We start from the raw sequence: 17,054 nt of genomic DNA on the forward strand, positions 1-17,054 counted from the left end.
ACCCGCCAGACCCGCCAGACCCGCCAGACCCGCCAGACCCGCCAGACCCGCCAGACCCGCCAGACCCGCCAGACCCGCCAGACCCGCCCGCCGGAACCGCCCCGTCCTTCTCGTCCGTGATCGCCGGAGAGGCGTACCGGTACGCGAAGTGCAGGTCGGGCGCGTCGAATTCCCTGAGCGGATCGGAGTCCGCGATCTCCCGGCCCAGTGCGGCGCGGGCCCGTTCCCCCTCCTCCGTGTCGTCGCGCAGCGCGGCGGAGAGCCGGCGGTCGACGGTCCGCCGGAGGTTGCGGTGGCTCTCCTCCAGGCTGTTGACGGCGACGGGCCGCCGTTCGCTCTCGTACGTGTCGAGCAGCCCGGCCCCCGCCCAGCCCGCAAGCTCCGCCGCCAGCTTCCATCCCAGGTCGGCCGCGTCGCCCACGCCCGTCGCGAGACCGAACCCGCCCGAGGGCGACAGCGTGTGCGCCGCGTCCCCGGCGAGGAAGACCCGGCCGTCGCGGTACCGCGAGGCCACCCGGTGGGTCAGGTGCCAGGTGGTGTCCGACAGCACCTCGACCGGCACGTCGAGCACAAGCGCCCGCCGTACCACCCGCTCGGCGTCGGCGGGCCCGGCCGGACACGTCAGCCGGTACAGCTCCCGGCCGTCCATCGCCCGCAGCGGATAGCGCAGCCCGCCGGGCTCCGTGACGAAATGGACCAGCGCCGCGCGCGGCCCGAGCAGGGCGCCGAGCCCGGGGCACCGGAAGAGGATGTTGCGCAGGGTGCGGGTCCGGTGCCGCTCGGGCGCGTCGATCCCGCAGGCCTTGCGCACGGGAGAGGAGGCCCCGTCGCAGCCCACCACGTACCGGGCGTGCACCGTCGTCCGTACCCCCTCCCCGTCCACGAGCGCCGCGCCGACCCGGTCCGGCTTCCGGTCGAGCTCGACCAGGCGGGTGCCGAGCCGGACCGGTCCCAACGGCCGGACTCCCAGGCGCTCGGTGAGCAGGGGCGCCAGCCAGTGCTGCGGGCAGATCGCCTCGGGCTCCGGCGTGTACGCGGGCGGGGGCCGGTCACCGGCCGTGCCGAGCCGCAGCCGGTGCAGCTCGTAGGCGCCGACGGCCGTCACCCACGCGACGTCCAGGGTGTGGTCCGCCGGCCAGCCCGCGCCGCGGATCGCGTCGGCGACGCCCCAGCGCCGGAACGCCTCCATGGCGCGCGGGCCGACGGTGGAGACCTTCGGGTGCGCGACCCGGCCGTCCCCGGCCTCCACCAGGACGAAGTCCACGCCCCGGTGGGTGAGATCGAGGGCGAGCGCGAGCCCCACGGGCCCGCCGCCCACGATCAGCACCTCGGTCTCCTCGGTCCTCCGACGGGTCCTGCCGTTGTCCGACACGGTCTCAGCTCCTCCCCTCGTGTGCGAAGCGCTCCGCGTACCAGGTCATCAGCTCCGGCACGCGCTCCGGCACCCCCTCGCACTCCCGGGCCATGGCCGCGAGATGCCGGAAGCGCATCGCGAACCCGCGCCGGGCCACGTCGGGGCGCGCGATGTACGCGGGCGGCTCCTCCAGCTCGAAGGACGGCCCCGCCGTCCGCCCCCGCCACCCCGACTCCAGCGGCATCACCTGCTCGGCGAGCGGGCGCATCATCCCCGTCATCACGTCGATGGCGGCGTTCATCAGCTTCGAGCGGCGCAGGCTCGCGTCCGGGCTCTCCCCGAAGTGCTGCACGATCAGCTGGAGCATCATGAAGTAGCAGCGGTTGAAGAGCCGCATCACCTGCCGGGCGTGCGGATCGCTGACCGCCGCCCGCCCGGGGTGCCCGGGGGCGAGCGTCGGATTGCGCAGGCTCGGGTACGCCGGGTGCCACGGCGCCCCCTCCCCGTGCGGCCCGTCGGCGCGCTCTGTCATGAGCAGCTCGGCGAGGCGGACGAACGTCTCGTGGTGCGACTCGGAGCCGGCCTTCTCCGTGTCGAGGACGCCGCCCTCGCCCTGCTCCGTCACGAAGTCGACGGCGAAGAGCGCGCTCGACAGGTCGTCCACCTCCAACTGGTAGTCCGGATGCACGGCGTTGACCGCCCCGCCGATGAAGAGGTGGTGCTCGCCCCCGCCGCGCCCGCGGTCGACCGGGAAGAGGTCGGGGACCCGGATCAGGCCCTCCCGGATGCCCGCGTACAGCTCGCTCGGCGAGCCGAACGGGCCCGGCCCGTCCGTGCGCCCGGTGCCGCCCGCGAGCCGCTCGGGCCGCTCGATGGCGATGAACCGCTGGAGGCTGCCCAGGTGCAGCGGTTCGAGCGCGAAGTCCAGCGGCAGCGGCAGCCTGCCCGGGGTGCCGAAGTCGATCTCCGGGGCGTGGAACGGCTCGCCCATCGCCATCAGGATGTTGTTGACGACCAGGAAGTGCATCATCTCCTCCCGGGCCACGTCGAAGAGGCTGTCTCTGACGCCCTTGGCCAGGGTCTCCCCGCCGTCCCCGCAGGCCAGCCGCAGCTGGCGCGGAGTCCACACCCCGCTGCGGACGTACTCGAAACCGGTGCCGTGCGTCGGCACCGAGTACCCCGCGTACAGGTACTGGAGCGAGGTGGCGAGCTCGACCGTGACGGCCTGCCAGAGCGCCGACCGCAGCTGGGCCCGTGTGGTGATCTGCGGATACGAGCGGACCGGTGAGGGCACGGCGGCCGGGGGTACGGCCGCCGCCGCGCTCTGCGCGCGCAGGTACTTCAGGAGCAGCCGCGCCTTGGGCAGGGACAGGTCACGGGTCGGCGGCATGTAGTACGTCCGGTCCTTGTTCGCCGGATCGCACATCTGCCAGATGAGCTTCGCGTACGTCTCCACCTTGCAGCGGTCCGCCAGGCTGAACACCTCGTCGCGCATGAACGGGAACAGCTGCTCGTAGTACGCGAACACCTCGCGGTGCAGCAGCTCGAAGGTGACGTCCTGCTGGAGCACCGCGTCCAGCTGCCAGTCGTCGGGCAGGACGCGGACGGCGGCGGAGCCCGCCCAGGGCCAGAAGCCGAGTGCGTCGTCGTGGTCGTAGCAGGCCTCAGCGGAGCCCGGGGCGGCCGGATCGTGGGGCGGCAGCTCCTCGGGACCCGCCGCGAGCAGCAGCCGTGCCGTGCCGGCCCGCGCCCCGGAGACGGTGAACCAGCCGCGCCCGTGCGCGTCCGTGGCCAGTCCGCACCAGGACGATCCCGCCCCGCCGGGCCCTTCCTCGGCGAGCGGCTTCTCCCCGGCCGTCCTGCCGGCCCGCAGCCGGACGATCTCGACGTCCCCGCAGCGGGCCGCCGCATCCGAGGCCACCGGATCCAAGGGGAGGGCCCGGGGGTTGGCGAACTGCCGGACGACGACCCCGTCGAGCGCGGCCGGAACACCCCGCAGGAAGGTCCGCACGGGCACCTCGACCGCGTGCTCCTCACCGCGCTCGGGGTCCGGATGCTCCAGGATCAGGCAGGCCTCGTCGGTGAGGACGACGGCCTCGCGCTCCCGCAGCAACACCGCGCGCCCGTCCCCGCCGTCCGCCGCCGGGCGCACCAGCACCAGCCCTTCCTCCGCGGCACGCCGGACCCCCTCCGCCGACCCGGCCGGCACGGTCACCACCGCGCCTCCCTCCGCCGCTCCGGCCGGCAGCACGGCGACCGGCAGGTCCGAGCGGGCGGTCCGCAGCTCCAGGGCGGGTCCCCCGTCCCGTACCGCCGCACCGGTGGCGTCGAGGCGGTGCGCGAAGGGCCAGTTGAACGCCACCGAGTCCGGGGAGACCCTCACGGTGCACGGCCCCGGCGTCCCGTCGGCGTGGGATTCCCTCCCGTGCGGGACGAGCAACCGCCCCGCCGGATGCGTGCGCGGCTCGTCCGGCCGCCACGGCGCGACGGTGCCCCGCAGCCGCCACACCCCGGGCGCGTCCACCGGCTCCCGTACGCCCTCCGGGGGCGCGGCCGGCCGCTCCAGTACGAACTGGACGACGATCCCGCCGCCCTCGCACTCCTCCACGGCCGCCCGCAGGGCGCGGACGGCGGGGGAGTCCGCCGCCCCGGCCGGCCAGTCGAGCCCCTCACCGGCACCGATCGCGAACTGGTGCAGCGTGCGGCGCACCGGCGTGAAACCGTGCCAACGGGGCGGCATGAAACCGCCCACGTCCCCGACGCACAGATAGCCCGCGTCGTGCGAGCGACCCTCGCGCCCGAAGGCGAACCGGCCGCCCATCAGGGTCGTCGTCCACGCGGAGGCGGGATCGACGTCGAAGACCCGGGCCCGGTTCACCGTCGTGCCGAGATACGGGTTGTAGTGCCCCCACAGGTCCACGGCCCGCCCGACGACCGGATCGGCCGTCTCGACGGCGCCGTCCGCCCGCTCCACCCCGGTCACCCGGGCGTCCAGGACGAGATGGCCGTTCCCGGAGAAGTGCCCGCCGCGCGCGCCGTGCTCCGCCAGGTGCTCGTGGAAGGCCTCGGCGGGCCCGTCCTCCCCGAACGGGCCCACGGCCGACGGACGTTCGGAACCACCGCCCGCACCCCGCAGGGCCGTGTTGCGCGCGAGGTCCACCAGGCCGCCGTTCGGCCCCGTGGGCAGCCGCGTCACGGCCGTACCGCCGAAGTGCAGACGGGGCAGGTCGAACACGCTCATGCCGCCTCCAGTCCGGCCCGCGGGGCCACGCCCCGGCCCGGCGCGTGCCGGGCGATGAGGTCCACGGCCTCCAGGGCCGACTCGACCGCCCCCTCGATCCACGCGGGCTCGGTCGCGCAGTGCTCCCCGGCGAAGAACATCCGGCGCTGCGGCCGCACGGCCCGCCGCCGCTGCTCCTCGCACGCGGCGGCGTCCTGGCCCCACCGGATGGTGCAGCCGCCCTCCGTCCACGGATGCTCGCCCCACGCGAGGCTGGCGACGCCCCGCACCATCCCGCGCCGCAGCAGCTGCGGATGCATCCGGCCCAGCTCCTCGACGACCGTCCGGTGCCGCAGCGGGGGAGGCATCCGGCCGAGGTGGTCGGCGTCCTCGCCGATCGTGTAACTGGCGAGCAGGGCCGCGCCCTGGGCCGGATCGGTGGACCCGCCGGTCCCGGCCCCGTCGGCCGCCGCCGGCGGATAGTACGTCTGCCGGATGCGGCCCCCGCTGAAGGAGGCGCCGCCCCGGATCCCCTCGCGCTCCCAGAACGGCTCGCGGCAGTGCACCGCCACCTTGGTCGCCGGGCAGTAGTCCACCTCCCGCACGACCGCGAGCTTGTCCTCGTCGAAACCGGTCAGGGTGAGCCCCCGCAGGACGGAGAACGGCACGGTGCACAGCACGTAGTCGCAGCGCCGCACGGCCGCGCCCGGCCCGCCCCCGATCCGTACGAGGACGTGGTCGGCGGCCACCTCGAAGCCCGACACCCGCTGCCCGAGCCAGATGGGACCGCGCACGCGCGCGGCGAGCCGCTGCACGAGCTGGTCCATGCCGCAGGCGAGCCGCACCAGTTCGGGACTGGTCTCAGTGAGGATGTCGTCGAGGAAACCGTTCAGGCGCGTCCCGCAGCCGGCCCGGATCCCCGGGTGCGCGGCGAAGAGACCGTGCACGTCGATCCGGTCCTTGGCGTGGCCGAGGAGGTGCGGGGACAAGTCGACGTCCTCGACGAGGTCGAGGAGGTTGCGGGCGAGGTCGGCGCGGAGCCCCGCCCGCAGCCCCGGCGGGGCGACCGCGTCGACCACGGCCGCGAGCCACGCGCCGAACACCACGGTCTCCTCGCGGTAGTCGGCGCCGGGCAGCGAGGCGCGGACGTCGGCGATCAGCGCGCGGGGCGCGTCCCGCAGCCGGACGTGGCCGGTGCTGGTCGCCAGGTAGGCGTTCTCCTCGGACAGCAGGGTGGTGAACGGGCGGACCTGGTCGGCGAGGCCGAGGTGCTCGACGTACCGCATCGTGCGGTGGTGCGCGGTCGGGATGCGCATCGCGCCGAGCTCCACGAAAGGGGCGCCCTCGGACGCGCCGAACCGGTGGGTGTGGACGCGGCCCCCCAGCCTGCGGCTGCCCTCGATGACCTCGACGCGGAACCCGAGCCGCTCCAGCTCGTACGCGGCGACCAGACCCGCCATCCCCGCGCCCACGACACTGACCGTGCTGTTGGCGCGGGTGCGGCGGCGGGCGCGGGGCAGGAGCTGCTGTACGTGACCGGGCCGCGTGACGGCGGCGGGCTGCGTCACGGTCTGCGTGACGGTTGAGGTCTGCATGACGGTCCGACTCCCCCTCGAATCAGCGAATCAGCGAATCAGCGAATCAACGAATCAGTGCGTGCGGTGCGGGTGGTGCTCCTCGGACCGCCGGACGGGCATCCGGGCCTCGGCGGCGAGCGCCACGAGGTAGGAGCGGAGCAGAGCGGGACGGTCCAGCGGAGCGACCAGGCCGACGTATCCGTCGGGCCGGACGAGCCGCAGGTCGTCGGGGTGACCGAGCCGCCGGGCCTCGGCGCCGTCCCAGGGCGTCACCGGGAGGACGCGGACCGGGGCCGGGAACCCGTCGCAGGTCTCCCGCAGGGCGTCGAGCACGCCGGCGTCGGCCCGTTCGGCGTGCAGGACGAGCGTCCACCGCTCGTACCCGAGCAGCGTGTGCAGCCGGACTGCCGCGACGCTCGCGACGGACTGGACGGCGGTCCCGGTGCCGCACTCGGCGGAGCCGGTGGCGAGGGCGACGTCCGGCATCCGGTCTCCCGCGCGCGGACCGCCGGGGCGACCGTGGCGGCCGGGCCGGTGCCGGGACAGCGCGCCGTCCCGGTGGTTCCGGCTCAGGTCGCTCAGCCGCAGGTCCAGCCGGCGCTGGATGCCGCGCCGGGCGAGGGCCGCGGGCACGGTCGCCGTGAACACCCGGTAGCCGAGCGGCGGGAGAGGCAGCTCCATGAAGTTGAACCGCATCTCGCGGATGTACCGCACCGCGAGCAGCCGCTGCTCGTCGCTGTACGTGTCGAGGAGCTCCTCGCCGGCCTGCCCGTGGTGCACGGCGGCCAGCTTCCAGGCGAGGTTGTGGGCGCCGAGGACGCCGACGTTCATTCCGTGGCCGCCGACCGGCGCCCAGGCGTGCGCCGCGTCCCCGGCGAGCAGCCCGCGCCCCGAGCGGAGCCGGGCGGCGACCCGGTCGCTGAAGCGGGCGCGGTTGAGCCAGAGGTGCTCGGTGGCCTCCAGGCGCAGTCCGGGCATCCCGGCGGTCTCCGCGACCAGGTCCCGGAGCTCGCCGATGGTGGGTGCGGTGGTGAGGGTGGGATCGGGGTCGTCGCGGAAGCAGAAGAAACGGAAGCCCCCGCCGGGCAGCGGGAAGACGAGCAGGGAGCGGTGCGGGGCCAGGAAGATGTGGCCCCGGCCCGGCTCCTCGCCCAGCTGCCAGGTCGGTTGGGCGTTGCCCTGGACGACCTGGAGGCCCGTGCGGCGGCGCCCCTCGAAGGGGATGCCCAGCCGGTCCCTGACGACGCTGGCGGTGCCCTCGCAGCCGACGATCCACGGAGCGACCGCGGACTCCACCGTGCCGTCCTCGTGCCGCAGGGTGAACTCGGCCCGGTCGTCGTGCACCTTGACGTCCGTCAGCTCCGTGTTCCACTCGACCCGGGTGCCGAGCCGGGCCAGTTCCTCGGAGAGGAGGCGCTCGATGTCGTGCTGTTCGATGTTGAGGGGCCGGGCGTGGGCCGACCGCGCCCAGCCGGTGGTGAGTTCGCCGAGGGCCCGGTCGCGGGCGTGGATGGTCACCACCTCCAGCTCCACCCCGTGACGCCGGAGCGTCTCGCCGACCCCCAGGGAGTCGAGCGCCTCCCGGGCCCGCGCCCACAGCACCAGGGCCCGGGCCTCGCGCTTGGTCGCGGGCGCCTTGTCGACGATCCGGACGCGGAGCCCGAGCCGGCGCAGGCCGATGGCGAGGGTGAGGCCGACCGGCCCCGCCCCGACCACGCACACGTCCACGTCGCCGGCCGAGCCCTTGGCACCGTCCCCGCCGGCGTCTCCGTCCCTGCCTGTGTCCAACCGGGCCACCCCCCGCTCCTCGCTCACCTTTCCCGGTGTTCAGCGTGCTTGCGGAAGATCACCTTCAACAGGGCGTGTACGGGGGCGCGGGGATCACTGCGACCTGGGGGTATTACTACCTGTGCATCATCTGGTCCGTTTGAGTGACGAGCGGTGGAATTCGGCCGCCCGCACCGCTCCGGAGCCGTGGCCCGCCCGTGGCGGGCCTCCGCTCCCTGGCCTGATCAGGACCCTTCGACGCGGGTTCGTCCTCCCCGAGTTGACAGAAGTACGCCTCGACGAACGGGAACCGGAAGGTGGGGGTGGCCCTCCCGGGAAGAGGCGCGTGGCCAGTTCTGGACAGGCGTCACCCGGCCGCCGCACGCTCCGCGCACTCCAGGAGCGTGGGAAGGGCCGCCTCCAGGGCCGCGGTCCCGTGCGCGTACGGCAGTCGGAGCCGGTCCCGGAAGCCGTCCACCGGGGAGAACGCCGAGCCCGGGACGACGGAGACGCCGCGGCGCCGCGCCAGTTGGGCGAGGGTCTCGGTGTCGGCACCCGGGACGCGCACCCAGAGGGCGGCGCCGCCCGCCGGCCGGGTCCACTCCCAGTGCGGCGCCCCGGAGCGCAGCAGCGCCTCGGCCGTGTCCCGTTGGGCCCGCAGCTCGGCCCTGCGCCGGGCCCGCGCCTCGGGCAGCCGGTCGAGCAGGCGGACGGCCACCAGCTGGTCCATGACCGAGCAGGACAGGTCGACCGAGGTCTTGATCTTCGCGAGCCGGGCCACCACCTGGGGGGAGGAGCGGACCCAGCCCACCCGCAGGCCGCCCCAGAACAGCTTCGAGAGCGTGCCCACGGTCACCGTCGACGCCATGGGCAGCCCGGCGACCAGCGGTTCCGGAGCGCCCCCGTCGTCTCCCGGCCCTCCGCTCGCGGCCTTCTCCCCCACCCCGAGGGAGAGTTCGGCGCAGGCCGTGTCCTCGACCGTGAACAGCTCCAGGTCCCCCAGGACCCGCCGCCACTCCCGGCGCGCCGCGCCGTCCAGCGTCCGCCCCGTCGGGTTGTGCACGGTCGGCTGGAGGTACACCAGCCGGGGCCGGCCATGGGCGCTCAGCCGTCGCACGGCCGCCGCGCCCGAGCCGTCCCCTCCGCCGTCCCCGTCCGTGCCGACCGGTACCAGCCGGGCGCCCCGCGCCCGCAGCGCCTCCAAGGCGCCCCGGTACGTGGGGTCCTCCACGACGACCGTGTCGCCCGGCTCCACCAAAGCCTGCGCCACGAGCCACACCGCCTGCTGCGACCCCGCGGTCACCAGGATCTGCCCGGCCTCCGTCGGCACGCCGGCCGCCCGGTAGTACGCGGCGATGCCCTCCCGCAACGCCGGGATGCCGTACGGGTGGTAGCCGTCGGCCACGAGCAGCCCGCCGAGGTCGCCGGAGGTCAGCGCCCCCACCGCCTCGCCGACCGCGCCGAGCCCCGGGAGCGCCCCGCTCGACAGGTCCGCGATGCCCGCCGTCCCCGTCCCCGTACGGGCGTCGAAGCTCACCAGCCGCCCCTCGGCGACGTACCGGTCGAGCGCCCCCGAGGCCCGCAGCCGCGAGCCGCTGCCGCGCACGCTCTCCAGCCACCCCTCGGCCTCCAGGAGGCCGTACGCGGAGGTGACCGTGGACCGGCTGACGGCCAGGACCAGCGCCAGTTCGCGCTGCGAGGGCAGCACGGTCCCCGCCGGTACGTCGCCGCGCTCGGCCAGCTCCCGCAGCGCGTCCGCCAGTCGGCGTGGCAGCGGTCCCGCGCCCTCCGAGGACCAGCCGGTGAGGAGTCGGGACAAACGGGTCGAAGCAATCCTGGCCATGGCACCCATAGTGCGCCACGGCGCAGGCCAATCCGGCCGGACTGGTCGTTGTCGCCGCAGGTGGCGCGACGGAGGATCGACGAGAACGGGACCGGACCGCGGTACCGGACGCGGGACCGGGAGAAGGGTGGGGGCATGGCGACCGTCGTGCTGGTCGGGACGCTGGACACGAAGGGGGAGGAGTACGCCTGGCTGCGGGAGCGGCTCAGGGAGTACGGCAGCGACGTCCTCCTCGTCGACACCGGTGTCCTGCCGCCGCCCGCGCACGCGCCCGTGCCCGACGTCTCCGCCGACGTCGTCGCGCGCGCCGCCGGTCACGACCTGGCCAGGCTGCGGGCGGCGGGCGACCGGGGCGCCGCCGTCTCCGCGATGGCGCACGGCCTGACCCGCGTCGTCCTCGACCTCTACCGCAAGGGGAAGCTGCACGCCGTGCTCGCCGCGGCCGGCAGCGGCGGCTCCGCGATCGCCGCCCAGGCGATGCGGGCCCTGCCCATCGGCGTGCCCAAGATGCTCGTCAGCACCATGGTCGGCGGGGACGTCTCCCCGTACGTCGACAGCAGCGACCTCACCATGATGTACAGCGTCGTCGACATCTCCGGCCTCAACGCCGTCTCCTGCCAGGTCCTCGGCAACGCCGCGGCGGCCGCCGCCGGCATGGCCCGCCGGTACGAGCGCAACCACGACGAACCCGCAGGCCGGGGGCGCCCGGTCGTCGCGGCCACCATGTTCGGCGTGACGACCCCGGCCGTCGACGCGGCCCGCGCCCGGCTCGCCGAACTGGGCTACGAGGTCCTCGTCTTCCACGCCACCGGCGCGGGCGGCCGGGCCGTCGAGAAGCTCGCCAGGGACGGCATGCTCGACGGCGTGCTCGACCTGACGACCACGGAGCTCGCCGACGAGCTGGTCGGCGGCGTGCTCAGCGCGGGCCCCACGCGGCTCACCGCCGCCGGGGTCATGGGCATCCCGCAGGTCGTCGCCCCCGGAGCCCTCGACATGGTCAACTTCGGCCCGGCCGCGACCGTGCCGGAACGGTTCACCGAGCGCCGACTGCTCGTCCACAACGCGACGGTGACCCTCATGCGCACCACCGCCGCCGAGATGGCCGAGCTCGGCACCGGAATGGGCCGCAAGCTCCGCACGGCGCGCGGCCCCGCCGAGGTCTTCTGGCCGCTGCGCGGCATCTCCGCCGTGGACACCGCCGACGGCCCCTTCGACGACCCCGAGGCCGACCGGGCCGGTCTGGACGCCCTGCGCGCGGCCGTCCGCGGCGGCGAGGTCCGCGTCCACGAACTCGACGCGCACATCAACGACGCCTCCTTCGCGGTCGCCATGGCCGACCGCCTCCACCAGCTGATCGCCGAGAACACCCGCGGACCGGGCTACTGAACGACCTGCCCACCGGGTCGCCGAACGACGTGATGAATCGACGTGACGACCCGCGACCCGATGACCGGCGACCTGATGACCGGCGACCTGATGACCGGGCCACCCCACACTCCGAGGAGACATCCACAGTGAACACCGGATCCACCGTCAGCCGTCAGGACGTCCTCACCCGGCTGCGCGCCCAGGTCGCCGCGGGCCGGCCGATCGTCGGCGCCGGGGCGGGCACCGGACTCTCCGCCAAGTGCGCCGAGGCAGGCGGGGTCGACCTGCTGATCATCTACAACTCGGGCCGCTACCGGATGGCGGGCCGCGGCTCCCTCGCGGGCCTCCTGCCGTACGGGGACGCCAACGCGATCGTCCAGGACATGGCCCGCGAGGTGCTGCCCGTGGTCCGCGACACCCCGGTCCTCGCCGGGGTCTGCGGCACCGACCCGTTCCGCCGCATGGACCTCTTCCTGGACGAGCTGAAGGCCATGGGCTTCGCGGGCGTGCAGAACTTCCCCACGGTCGGCCTGTACGACGGCACCTTCCGCGTCAACCTGGAGGAGACCGGCATGGGGTACGGCCTGGAGGTCGACATGGTCAGGGCCGCCCACGAGCGGGACCTGCTGACCGCCCCGTACGTCTTCGATCCGGAGCAGGCCGCCGACATGGCCGCGGCGGGCGCCGACGTCCTCGTGCCCCACGTCGGGCTCACCACCAAGGGCGCCATCGGCGCGGGCACGGCCCTGACGCTCGACCAGGCGGCGGCAGCGGTCCAGGAGATGCACGACGCCGCCAAGCGCGTGAACCCCGACATCCTGGTCCTCTGCCACGGCGGGCCCATCGCGGAGCCGGAGGACGCGCGTTACGTCCTGGAGCACACCACCGGGGTCGTCGGCTTCTTCGGGGCCTCGTCGATCGAACGGCTGCCCACGGAACGGGCCGTGACCGAGCAGACCCGCGCCTTCAAGGCTCTCACCCTCGGCTGACGGCTCCCGGCGCGGCCTCCGGGCGTCGGCCCTGTCGGTGGCGTGGCGTACAACTGAGAGCGGGGAAAAGAGCACGACCGCACGACTGCGCGACCGACGTGCGACCGCACGAGGGGGACTGTACGTGGACACCATCGCGGACCAGGGGTGCGCCGACCGCGCGCCCCTCGTCGGGCGAGCCCGGGAACTGGACCGGCTGGACGGGCTGCTGGGCTGCCGCACGGAGGGTGCGGGCCCGGTGGCCGTGGACGTCACGGGCGAGCCCGGCATCGGCAAGACCCGTCTCCTGACGGAGTTCGGGATACGGGCCAGGGGCCGCGGGGCGACCGTCCTGCGGGGCAGGGCCGGGACCGCCGAAGGGCGCGCCGGCACTCCCTTCCAGGCCGTCCTGGACGCGTTCGCCGACCTCGACCACCGGGAGCGCGCCACCACGCCGGCCCTGGCCGAACTCGCCCGGCTCGTCGAGCACGACGGGCGTGACGCGTCGGGCGTGCGTGACGGGCGCAACGGGCATGACTCGTCGGGCCCGCGTGACGGGCGTGAGGTGCGGGACGGGCATGACTCGTCGGGCCCGCGTGACGTGTGTGAGGTGCGGGACGTGGAGGACGAGCGCGTGCGGCGGATCGGCGCCGCGCTCGGCCGGGTGCCCGCGCCCGGGCTCGTGCTCCTCCTCGACGACCTCCACCGTGCCGACCCGGCCACCGTCGCCCTCGTCGACCACCTCCTCCGGCACCCCCTGCGCGCCCCCGTCCTGGTCGTCGTGGCCCGACGGGAGCGCCAGACGCCGCCCGCCCTCGCCTCCTCCCTCGCCCGGGCCGCCGACTCCGGCGCGCTCGCCCGGCTGGACCTCGGACCGCTGGCGGCGGAGGACTGCGCCGAGGCCCTCGCCCCCGGGGCGCCGCCGGACACGGTGAGCGAGCTGTACGCGGCCAGCGGCGGCAACCCGCTCTACTTCCGCGCGCTCGCCCACACCCGTACACCGCACGGCCGCGCGCCCGGCACCGGCCCGGTGGCCGTCCTCCTCGACGAACTGACACCGCTCTGCGGGGTGGAGCGGGCGATCGTCGAGGCGATCGCCGTGCTCGACGGGAGGGCCACCTCCGAACTGGTCGCGGCCGTGGCGGCGCCCGGTCGAGGCGAGGGAGCCACGGAGTACGGGGCGGACAGGGAGCAGGGCCGGGGCGGTCAGGAGACGATCGACGCCGCCCTGCGCGCGCTGGCCCGCCGCGACCTCGTCCGGACCGACGAGGCAGGCCGTACCCTCGGCCTGCGCCATCCGGCCCTCCCGGAACTGGTCCGGGGCGCGCTCGACCCGTGGCGCCGCCGCGAACTGCACCGCCGGGCGGAGGCCGCGCTGGCCCGGTCCGGCGCACCCGCGAGCGCGCGGGCCCCGCACCTCGTGGGCGCGGCGACCGGTCCGGATGCCGCGACCGCGGCCGTACTCGTCGAAGCCGCCGAGCGGACCGGGACCGTCGACCCCGCGCGCGCCGCCCACTGGCTCGCGGCGGCCCTCGACCACCTCCCCGACACGGCCGAGCACCTCGCCCACCGGCTCGAACTGACGCTCCGCCGAGCCCAGGCACTCGGCTCGGCCGGCCGCGTCGCCGAGAGCCGGGACCTCCTCCACCGACTCATCGACACGTGCCGCCCGGGCTCCGGCCGCGGCCCGTGCGACACCCCCGGCGGCCACCCCCAGGACACGGCGGGGATCCGGACCTCCGCCGTCCTCCTGTGCGCGTTCATGGAGCGCCACCTGGGCCGCTACCCCGAAGCGGACGCCCTGCTCCGCCGCGAGCTGGAGCGCAACCCCGACCCCCGGGCGGGCCTGCGGACCGGGCTCGTCGTCGAGTGGGGCGCCCGCGCCCTCTTCGCCACCCGCTACCCCGAGGTCCGCGAGGAGGTCGACCGGACCCTCGGCGAGGCGCGGCTCCGCCACGACGAGGCGCAGACCGCGGAGGTCCTGACGCTCTCGGCCCTCGGCGAGGCCTACGAGGGCGGGACCACCAAGGCCCGCGCCCGCGCGACGGAGGCCGCGGCCCTCACCGACGCCCTCACGGACGGCGAACTGGCCGACCACGTCGAGTCGCTGGTGCGCCTGAGCTGGACCGAGGCCTTCCTGGAGGAGTACGGGACGGCCGAGCGTCACACCACGCGGGGCATCGCGGTCGTCCGCCGCGCCGGGCGGCCCTTCGCGCTCTCGCAGCTCCTCCTCTGCTCGGCGTACGTCCACTTCCTCACGGGCAGGGTCGGCGCCGCGCTCGACCTGGCGGAGGAGTCCCTCACCGTCGCCCACCCCCTGGGCGGCGCCGAGCTCCTCGGCTTCAGCCGGGCGATGCGCGCCACCGTCCTCCTCCACGCCCGGCCGCTCGGCGACCCCGAGGCACTGGCCGCCGCGGAGGAGGCCGCGGCCACCGTGGGCACCGCCCAGAGCTGGTGGGCCACGCAGGCCCGCTGCATGCTCGCCCACAACGTCCCGGTCGGCCAGGACCCGCACCGGGTCCGGGGGGCGCTCCTGCGCGCGGGCGGCGACCGGGACCTGTCCCGGCTCCAGCCGTCCCTGCGCCCCGGCTATCTCGAACTCCTCGCCGCGGCGGCCCTCGTGGCCGGCGACCCCGCCGAGGCCGAGCGCGTGGCCCGGCGCGCCCTGACGGAGGCGCAGCGGCTCGGGCTGCCCGTGCAGCGCGGTGCCGCCCAGCGCGCGTGGGGGCGGGTGCTGGCCCACCGCGGCGATGCGGCGGCCGCCGCCGAGGCCTTCACCGAGGCCGCACGGGAGAGCGCCCGCTCCGGGGCCGGGCTGCGCGAGGCCCACAGCCTGCTCCTCGCCGCCCCGCACGTACAGGCCGCGGGCGACGGGCCACGGGCCGCCGCCCTGTGGCGCAGGGGCCGCCGCCTGGCGGCCGACGGCGGCGCCCGCATGCTCGTCGATCTGGCCGACCGGACGCGACCGGCCCCACCGGACGCCGGCGCCCCCGGCGGACGCCTCTCCGTCCTCACCCCGCGCGAGCGCGAGATATCGGTCCTCGTCGCCGAAGGGCTCACCAACCAGGCGGTGGCCGACCGGCTCTGCCTGAGCCCCCGCACCGTCGAGAGCCATGTCGCCCGGGTCTACCGCAAGACGGGTGTGGAGACCCGGGCGGGCCTCGCCTCCCTGGTCGTCAGGACCGGGGTGGGCGGAGTTCAGTCCTCGCGCGGATGAGTGGACGTCACCCGGCCCTTCGTGTCGGCGTTGATGTAGGCCGCGCCGTAGGTGTCGGACAGGTAGATGCTCAGGCCCGGGCCGCTCCCGAGCATCGTCGAGCCCGGGGTGACGACGAGGTACCGGCTGGTGGGCCGGTCGATGCCCAGCTCCTTGTCGGCGCGCTTCAGGAGCGCGGGCAGGGCGTCCCAGTCGTAGGCGTCCAGGTCGGTCGGGATCGCGCCGGGGAAGGCGGTGCCGCCGGGGCCCTGACGGACGGCCACGTCCTCGCCCCGGTAGATGTACCGGTCGTAGCGCTTCGTACTGCCCTTGACCATGGACTGGGCCACCGCGTAGTCCGGGTACACGACGAAACTGGTGACCTTCGCCCCGTCCGTGGCGGCGTGGACCGCGGCGACGGCCGCCTTGATCCCGGCCGGGGTGAGCAGATCGAGCTCCTTCGGAGCCGGGGCCGAGGTCTTCACCGGCGCCGTCGAGGCGTCGGGGCGCTGGGCGGCCGGGCCCTGCTGGGAGGGCGGCGCTGAGCTCGCACCGTCGCCGGCCTCGCCGGGCCGCCAGTCCCAGGCCATGGCGCCGACGGGGATCCCGACGGCGAGCACCACGACGGCGGCGCTGCCGAGGAACCGGGCGACGCGCCCCCGCCGCGCGGGAACGGGTACGGGTGCCCGTCCCGGTACGGAAGGCGCTGTCTCGGGATGCGCGGACGAGGCAGGAGAGGGAGGCGGGGGAGACGGGGGAGTCGACGACGCTGACGGAGACGAGGGAGGCGCGAGCCGGAACGAGGTCACCGACCCGTCACCGGCCGATCCGTCACCGGCCGGCCCGTCACCGGCCGTTCCGTCACCGGCCGTCTCGCCACCGGCATCCCCCTCACCGACAGCCTGCTCCTCGCCGCGGCTCTGCTCCTCGACGGCCCCGGCCCCGTCCTGTGCCGTCGGCTTGGCGTCCGCCGGTTCCGAGCCGGTCGCGGCGGCAGCCAGGGCGCGGTCGAGTTCCTCCGTGTCCGGGCGGGCGGACGGATCGCGTACCAGCAGCCGGGTCAGGACATCGGTGAGCCCGCCTGCCCGCCGGGGCGGTGGCACGTCGTCGGAGAGCACGGCGGCCAGCGTCGCCAGGGTGTTCTCCCGGCGGAGCGGGTGGTGGCCCTCCACCGCCACGTACAGCAGCATGCCCAGGGACCACAGGTCGGCGGCGGGGCCGCTCGAACGGCCGCGGATCCGCTCCGGCGCCATGTAGTCGGGCGAGCCGATGATCGAACCCGAGGCCGTGAGGACCGTGGACTCGCGGATCGCGGCGATGCCGAAGTCGGTGAGGACCGGCCGCCCGTCCGGACGCAGCAGGACGTTGGCGGGCTTCACGTCACGGTGCTCGATGTCCCGCTCGTGGGCGGCCGACAGGGCGTCGAGCAGGCGGCGCCCGAGGACGGCGGCCTCGGTGGGCGTCATAGGGCCCCGGTCGAGGCGGTCCTGGAGCGAACCGCCGGTGACCAGCTCCATCACGAGCCAGGGGTACGTGCCCTCGCCCGCGTCGACGATGTGGTGGATCGTCACCACGCCGGGATGGTCGATGCGGGCCAGCGCCCGGGCCTCGCGGAGCACCCGCGCCCGCAGCGTCCGGGCGCCCTCGGCGTCGTGCTCGGCCATCGCGGGATCCGGCGGGCGCACCTCCTTGAGGGCCACGTCACGGTGGAGGGCCAGGTCGCGGGCGCGCCAGACCGTTCCCATCCCGCCGCCGCCCAGT

9 protein-coding genes are annotated in these 17,054 nt (G+C 75.5%); 3 read left to right on the plus strand and 6 right to left on the minus strand.

All coding sequences use genetic code 11. From position 1 onward, the window contains the following. The 5 genes from ASC82_RS05570 to ASC82_RS05590 all read right to left on the minus strand — a co-directional run. On the minus strand, positions 1 to 1,372 hold a 1,372-nt coding region (locus ASC82_RS05570; RefSeq protein ID WP_079039116.1), incomplete at its 3' end, for an FAD-dependent monooxygenase. A gap of 4 nt (positions 1,373 to 1,376) precedes the next feature. Beyond that, positions 1,377 to 4,595, minus strand: coding sequence for a ferritin-like domain-containing protein (locus tag ASC82_RS05575; RefSeq protein WP_056642388.1), 3,219 nt, complete (start codon positions 4,593 to 4,595; stop codon positions 1,377 to 1,379). Further along, positions 4,592 to 6,169 carry an NAD(P)/FAD-dependent oxidoreductase gene (locus tag ASC82_RS05580; protein ID WP_056642392.1) on the minus strand — a complete coding sequence of 526 codons (1,578 nt, stop codon included), beginning with the start codon at positions 6,167 to 6,169 and terminating at the stop codon, positions 4,592 to 4,594. Before ASC82_RS05580 ends, ASC82_RS05575 begins: the two co-directional genes overlap by 4 nt. Positions 6,170 to 6,223: 54 nt before the next feature. Beyond that, entirely contained in the window at positions 6,224 to 7,948 is a 1,725-nt protein-coding gene (locus ASC82_RS05585; RefSeq protein WP_056642396.1) for an FAD-dependent monooxygenase, read from the minus strand. A gap of 337 nt (positions 7,949 to 8,285) precedes the next feature. After that, complete coding sequence (locus ASC82_RS05590) at positions 8,286 to 9,761, minus strand: PLP-dependent aminotransferase family protein (RefSeq protein WP_199862472.1); 1,476 nt, start codon at positions 9,759 to 9,761, stop codon at positions 8,286 to 8,288. A 135-nt stretch (positions 9,762 to 9,896) separates the two neighbouring features. Between ASC82_RS05590 and ASC82_RS05595 the strand changes: the two genes are divergently transcribed. The 3 genes from ASC82_RS05595 (at position 9,897) to ASC82_RS05605 (ending at position 15,314) form a co-directional block, all read left to right on the plus strand. Continuing rightward, positions 9,897 to 11,147 (plus strand): Tm-1-like ATP-binding domain-containing protein, encoded by a 1,251-nt coding sequence (locus tag ASC82_RS05595; RefSeq protein WP_056642402.1) that lies wholly within the window; start codon positions 9,897 to 9,899, stop codon positions 11,145 to 11,147. 128 nt (positions 11,148 to 11,275) lie between these two features. After that, positions 11,276 to 12,118 carry a phosphoenolpyruvate hydrolase family protein gene (locus ASC82_RS05600; RefSeq protein ID WP_056642405.1) on the plus strand — a complete coding sequence of 281 codons (843 nt, stop codon included), beginning with the start codon at positions 11,276 to 11,278 and terminating at the stop codon, positions 12,116 to 12,118. Positions 12,119 to 12,242: 124 nt separating this feature from the next. Continuing rightward, positions 12,243 to 15,314 (plus strand): AAA family ATPase, encoded by a 3,072-nt coding sequence (locus ASC82_RS05605; RefSeq protein WP_056642408.1) that lies wholly within the window; start codon positions 12,243 to 12,245, stop codon positions 15,312 to 15,314. On the opposite strand, the gene ASC82_RS30545 is transcribed toward ASC82_RS05605, so the two are convergent. Then, entirely contained in the window at positions 15,296 to 17,038 is a 1,743-nt protein-coding gene (locus ASC82_RS30545) for a serine/threonine-protein kinase (RefSeq protein WP_242427595.1), read from the minus strand. The genes ASC82_RS05605 and ASC82_RS30545 overlap by 19 nt on opposite strands. Positions 17,039 to 17,054: the final 16 nt, after the last annotated feature.

The sequence above is a fragment of the Streptomyces sp. Root431 genome (assembly GCF_001426585.1).
Taxonomy (GTDB): domain Bacteria; phylum Actinomycetota; class Actinomycetes; order Streptomycetales; family Streptomycetaceae; genus Streptomyces; species Streptomyces stackebrandtii.

Excerpts from the sequence above, each read along its gene's own strand:
- ASC82_RS05595 (WP_056642402.1), top strand. The coding sequence starts at position 9,897 with ATGGCGACCGTCGTGCTGGTCGGGACGCTGGACACGAAGGGGGAGGAG.
- ASC82_RS05580 (WP_056642392.1), bottom strand. The coding sequence starts at position 6,169 with ATGCAGACCTCAACCGTCACGCAGACCGTGACGCAGCCCGCCGCCGTC.
- ASC82_RS05575 (WP_056642388.1), bottom strand. The coding sequence starts at position 4,595 with ATGAGCGTGTTCGACCTGCCCCGTCTGCACTTCGGCGGTACGGCCGTG.
- ASC82_RS05590 (WP_199862472.1), bottom strand. The coding sequence starts at position 9,761 with ATGGCCAGGATTGCTTCGACCCGTTTGTCCCGACTCCTCACCGGCTGG.
- ASC82_RS30545 (WP_242427595.1), bottom strand. The coding sequence starts at position 17,038 with ATGGGAACGGTCTGGCGCGCCCGCGACCTGGCCCTCCACCGTGACGTG.